The organism is Bradyrhizobium sp. SHOUNA76, assembly GCF_023006445.1.
Classification (GTDB): Bacteria; Pseudomonadota; Alphaproteobacteria; order Rhizobiales; family Xanthobacteraceae; genus Bradyrhizobium.
On record NZ_JALBHA010000465.1, the window covers coordinates 1 to 5,119 of the forward strand.

At 66.0% G+C, this 5,119-nt stretch carries 4 protein-coding genes; all 4 read right to left on the reverse strand.

What is annotated here, in order from left to right:
- Positions 1-39 precede the first annotated feature (39 nt).
- Genes MOV74_RS30880 through MOV74_RS30895 form a run of 4 tightly spaced genes read right to left on the reverse strand, consistent with a single transcriptional unit; the run spans position 40 to position 4,887 of the window.
- A complete protein-coding gene (locus MOV74_RS30880; RefSeq protein ID WP_246930629.1) occupies positions 40-804 on the reverse strand; it encodes a hypothetical protein in 765 nt (254 codons plus the stop codon).
- Positions 805-806: 2 nt separating this feature from the next.
- Positions 807-1,004: a hypothetical protein gene (locus tag MOV74_RS30885; protein WP_246930632.1), complete on the reverse strand. Its 198-nt coding sequence runs from the start codon at positions 1,002-1,004 to the stop codon at positions 807-809.
- Positions 1,001-1,444 (reverse strand): hypothetical protein, encoded by a 444-nt coding sequence (locus MOV74_RS30890; protein ID WP_246930634.1) that lies wholly within the window; start codon positions 1,442-1,444, stop codon positions 1,001-1,003. Before MOV74_RS30890 ends, MOV74_RS30885 begins: the two co-directional genes overlap by 4 nt.
- 26 nt (positions 1,445-1,470) lie before the next feature.
- Positions 1,471-4,887 carry a CHAT domain-containing protein gene (locus MOV74_RS30895; RefSeq protein WP_246930637.1) on the reverse strand — a complete coding sequence of 1,139 codons (3,417 nt, stop codon included), beginning with the start codon at positions 4,885-4,887 and terminating at the stop codon, positions 1,471-1,473.
- Between the last annotated feature and the right edge of the window lie 232 nt (positions 4,888-5,119).

A 5,119-nucleotide genomic window follows, 5' to 3' on the forward strand; every position in this document is an offset into this window, starting at 1 on the left:
AGCGCTGACGCGCGCGCCGTCGATGCCCGTACCGGCCGGCTATCCGAGCAAGCCCTTCAATCCCGCGTAGATCGAGCCGACAGCGGTCGCGGCGACGCCGGCCAGCGGCCCAATGGTCTGCATGAGGTCCTGGATCAAGCGGGCGCGGCGGCGCAGCTGTTCCTCGCCGACATGTTGTCCCAGCAGGCGCGCCACGCGGAAGGCGAACGCATTCGGCTTGCCGCCCTGGGTCAGCACGCGCGGCAGCACCTGGAAGATCACGACGCTCAAGATGTTTCCGGAGACGAAGGCGAGCAGGATGCTGGCGCCGTATTCGAATACTTCCCGCCATTCGATCCAGGCTTGCGGCAGGATCGGGACATGATCGTGAATCCCCGTGACCGTCAGCATCGACAGGACGCTGACAGCCGCCGCCAAGAACGCCAGCACCAAGGCCGCCACGGCCGAAACCCGGTGCAGCGGGTAGGCCACGAATCCGAACAGCAGCGGTACGGCGATGGACGCAATCCGAAGCGGGATCGGAGACATGTTGAAAGTGATGGTCACGAGCACGTGCGCGATCACCAGAAGAAGGGACGGTATCGCGACGTAGAGAACCGCATGCGTCGTGAAATAGCGCAGCGGATTCTTGTACCGTTCGAGCCGGACGTTGACCCGGTCGAGATCACGCCTGAGCCTGTCCAGATCGGCGACGATCTCTTCGATCTCGAGCAAGGTCGGCCGCACCACGCGCAGGTCGCGCGAGCAGTGCTTGCACGCGATGGCTTCGTCCTTGATCGTCTCGGCGCAGAACGGACATTCCATCGTTAACGCGAATGCCTCCGCCTCATGAAGGCCTCGGCCTCGTCCCTGGCCCGTTTCAGCTCGTCGCGCAGCTCCTGGCGCTTGCGCAGGAGATCGTCACGCTCCGCAACCAGCGTCGCGGGAACGGCGATGTCGCGCCCGCAGGACGCGCAGACGAGCGCGCCCTCCCCGGTCCCCGCCCGGCAGTAGGGACACGTCACTTGGGTGCGACCTTCAGCGTGAAGATGGCCGTGCCCGAACGGCCATCACTGTCCCTGATATCGACACGCACCGCGTATTCGCCCGGCGGCAGCTCCGCATCCTGCATGTTGATGCCATCGGCCTTCACGAACGGCTTGACCCGCGAGGTCAAGTCGACATTCGGCGTCCGGAGGAAGATGATCTTGACCGATTCCGGATCGATCTTTGCCCCGCCATAGGACTGGAATTTCAATACCAGCGGTAGAGGTGAGCTCGCCGAGTCGACCGGCGAGACGAACTCGACCTTGGGGCCGCGCATGATGCCGCGCTGATCGACGGCAACCGCGCCTTTCGGCGGCGGCAGCTTGGCTTCCTCCTCCGTGATCAATGGCGTGGCACGCGATGGTCCCGAGAACAACAAACCTGCAGCCACGAGGCCCAGCAAAACATTCCGCTTCATTTTCCCTGCACCCCTTCCCCAGTTCGTCAACGCAAGCCGCCATCGCCGATAATGGTGTAAGGCGCCCAGAACAGCGGATGCGCATAGGCAAACTCGGTCTTGCCCTCGCTGCTGAGATAGCCCGGACCATCGACGAGGGCCATCGTCGCCTGGCGCAGCGCCTCGCTGCGCGACAGCTTGGGATCATCGGCCTGCCGCTTGAACAGATCCGTCACCAATTGCCGCGCCGACTGTGAATGCACCGACCAGTTCGTCACCAGCAGGGCGCGCGTGCCGGCGTAGAAGAACGCACGGCCGAGCCCGGAGGCCGCCTCGGCCCCTGCGCCTGCGCCTGCACCGGTATTGCAGGCCGACAGGACGACCCAGTCCGCGTCCAGCTTGAGACCGAGGATCTCCTCCATGGTCAAGAGCCCGTCGCCGCCCTCGCCCGTCACCACCGGCGACGACAAAGCGAGTGCCGGCTGCGTCAGTCCGTTCAGCTCGCCCGGGACCAGACCGTGGGTGGCAAAGGCGAGGATCTTGAAGCCGGAGAGGTTCATGGTCTTCACCGCGCTCTCCGTCGCGCTCTTGCCGAGGAACAACACCTTCGCGGGGTCCGCCTGCAACGCCAGCGCGATCGATTTCAACTCGTCGGCCGTGTCGGGAAGCCGGGGCAAGAGACCGAGCTCGGCGCTGTCGACGCCGTCGAGCTTCGGACTATTGCGCCGCTTCAGCGGCCCGCCGCGCGTGATGTTGCCGCTGGCGTCGGCGACCTGAATCTTCTGCCCGCCGCCTTCCGCCTCGGCCTGCTGGTCGCTGTTGAAATAGGGATCGCCGAAGGCGATGAGGTCGCCGCGGCCGGGCTTGCCGGCCGGCAATTGCCGCAATGTCCGCAATGCCGCCGCCGACGGCACCGTGGACACCGCATGGGTTCGCGCCAGCCACGGCACGTTCCGATAACCGATGAAGAGCGGATCCTCGTCCGCGGCCACCTCCGCTGGTGCCGTCGGCAACAAGGACAGCGGCAGCAGTCCCAGCGCGCCGTTGGTCACGACGATCAGCTTCTTGGCCGGCTTCCAGCCGCTCTCGACCGGCTTGAGCAGCAGCTCGTAGAGCTCATGGCCGAGCTTGAGGTCGAAGGGCGGAATGTCCGAGATCATCGCAGCCTGCGGCTCGAGCGCTTCGCGCAGCTTGCGGATCTTGCCCTCGATGTCGCCGATCTTGGCCTGGACGGCGGCGAACGCCACCGGCCCCGATTTCGGCACGGCCCAGACGAAGCTGCCGTTCTGGCCGAAATAGAACGACAGCATGGCCTCGTCGTCGCCGAGCGTCGCGCGGATCTCGGCGACGCTCGGCGGCTTGGGCGAGACAAGATCGGCGTAGATCGGAAACTTCTGCTTGATCTCCTGACGCGCCTTGTCGCGCTGGCCGCGCAAGGCCGCGATCGAGGCCTGAATCTGTGCAACGCCCTTCTCGTCGCGCTCCGCCGCGGGAAGCGCGAGCACGTTGTTGAGGGTGCCGAGCTGAGCGTTGACCTGCTTGGTCAGGTCCTGCTCCTTGCGCACGAGCTCGGCGAGCGCGGGATCCTTTGCCGCCGCGCGCGCACTCGAGGCCGCAAGCGCCTGCTGCACCGAGCGGCCCCGGACGGCATCGGCGAGGCTGAACGTCTCTTCGCCGATGTCCTTGCCGGCTCCTTCCGTCCTGCCGAGCAGCAGCAGATAGCTCTCGACGATGGTCTGCAGCCGCTGGCTGCGCGCGGCCACCACGGTCGTGTTTTCGTCATCGGCGTTTTCGTTGGCGCTCGCCATCATGACCGGAATGGCGGCCTTGAACTCCCTGATCGCATCGGCATCGCGCCGAGCGCGCATCAATCCGACCGCCAGCGTGCCGCGCGCCGAAGCGGCATCGAAATGATTTTCCCCGACGCGGGCGATCTGCTTCTTCACGAGCTGCTCGGCGGCTGCAATGCCTGCGTCCAGCTGACCGGAACCATAGAGCGACAGGATCCGGGACGGATTGAGCTCGAACACCTGGCGACGCTGCGAATCCCAGCCGGCGACGGCCTTGTCGATCCGCGCAAACATCGTGCTCGCTTCGGCGTTCTGACGCCGCAGCGTCAGGATGCCGGCGAGCTGCGACAGCAGCTGCACGGTCGCTTGCGACTCCTCCGGCACGCCGACGGTCTTGTTGATCTCGAGGGCGACGCGGCCGAGCTTCTCGGCCTCTTCGTAACGGCCCTGGTCGACCAGAATGCCCGCCAGCCCCATCACGAATCGCGGCGTGACGGAGTTGTACTTGCCGGTATCCTTCAGCCGCGAGAGCAGCGCGCGGCGTGCATCGATCTCGGCCTCGGCGAGCCTGCCCTGCTTTGCCTTCATGCGTGCCTGGTTCAACACGGCGCTGTCGATCACCTGCAGCAAAATGGTCTCGGCCGGCGGATTGTCCGATTCCATGATGGCCTTCGTGCTTGCGCGCTTGCGCAGCTCGGCGTTGCGATAGGCGGCCTCGGCGTCGGCGAACTGTCCGCGCGCCTCGAAGATCAGGGCGCGCGCGAGCTCCAGCTCGCCTTCCCAGCTCTGGCCGAACTTCGCATAGGACGCTCGCCAATTGGGATGGCCACTGGTGCGGGCCTCCTGTATCGCGGTCTGGCTGCGGCGGAGATAGGCTTCGGCCTGTGCGACGTCGCCCATCTGGATGAGGGCGGACGCGATTCCGCGGTTCGTACTGAACTGCAACCCCTTGGCGCCCGGCATGCTGGCCGATTCGCGCAAGAGCCTTTGCATGATCTCGAGCGAGCGCTTCGGATCGCCCGCGAGAGCGTGCTGCAGGGACTGAAGCTGCAATATCCGCCCCAGCATATTCGGACCAACGGCGCCGCGCCCGACTTCTGCGGCCTTGTCGGCGTCAGCCATTGCTTCAACGAGCCGGCCGAGTTGCGCGCGCGCATTGGCGCGATCGAAATAGAACTCTGCGAGATCCTGCCGGGACTCCTTCCCGGTCGGCGCGGCGGCGGCATCCGACTTCAATTCCGCGATCGTCTTCTCGTCGGGCTTGTCGCCGTCGAGGATCGCCGTGATGTCGGCGATGCTGCGCGGCGGCGCAACGAAGTCCTTCGGAAGCGCGGCGCCCGCCTCGAGCTTGGGCGCCGTTTCCTTGGGAAGCTCGACCGCGACATTGGCGCGGCCGTTGGCGGCATTCAGCGCGGCCATCACACAGGCCCTGACCTGAGGCGAGGCCTTGGCGCGGCAACCCTCGAGATCGGCACCGGCTTTGCGGCCTCCCTGGGCCTGCATGCACGCCTGCACGATCGGCCGGCCGACGGTCATCCGGCAATTCTCGATCGCCGCCTCCTTGGTCAGCGCGGCTGCGGAGCCGGTGGACCCGAGCAGAATGGCACATGCCAGCAGGTGGCGGGGGGAAACGTCCAGACGGCTCTTGAACGGACGCGTGGCGTCTAAGCTCATCTCGAAGGACCTTCGGGTAAAATGACTTTGAAGAAACGAGACAATCCTATCCCGCCGGCCCGGAAGGACAAGGGCAATCGATGGGGTTCCCGAAGACCTCGACAGGGTGGGCCGGCTGCGCCGGTAAAAACCCGGATCGCGCGTGGATAGACGGCTCAGGCTGATTGGCCGCGGGCGAGGGAGCCCAGCTCGGCGAGCGGCCGGACCGCGCGCTCAGCCCTTCGAGACGACC

What these genes read in the sequence shown, in the direction of transcription:
- MOV74_RS30880 (WP_246930629.1), bottom strand. Translation starts at nt 804, where the DNA reads ATGGAATGTCCGTTCTGCGCCGAGACGATCAAGGACGAAGCCATCGCG.
- MOV74_RS30890 (WP_246930634.1), bottom strand. Translation starts at nt 1,444, where the DNA reads ATGAAGCGGAATGTTTTGCTGGGCCTCGTGGCTGCAGGTTTGTTGTTC.
- MOV74_RS30895 (WP_246930637.1), bottom strand. Translation starts at nt 4,887, where the DNA reads ATGAGCTTAGACGCCACGCGTCCGTTCAAGAGCCGTCTGGACGTTTCC.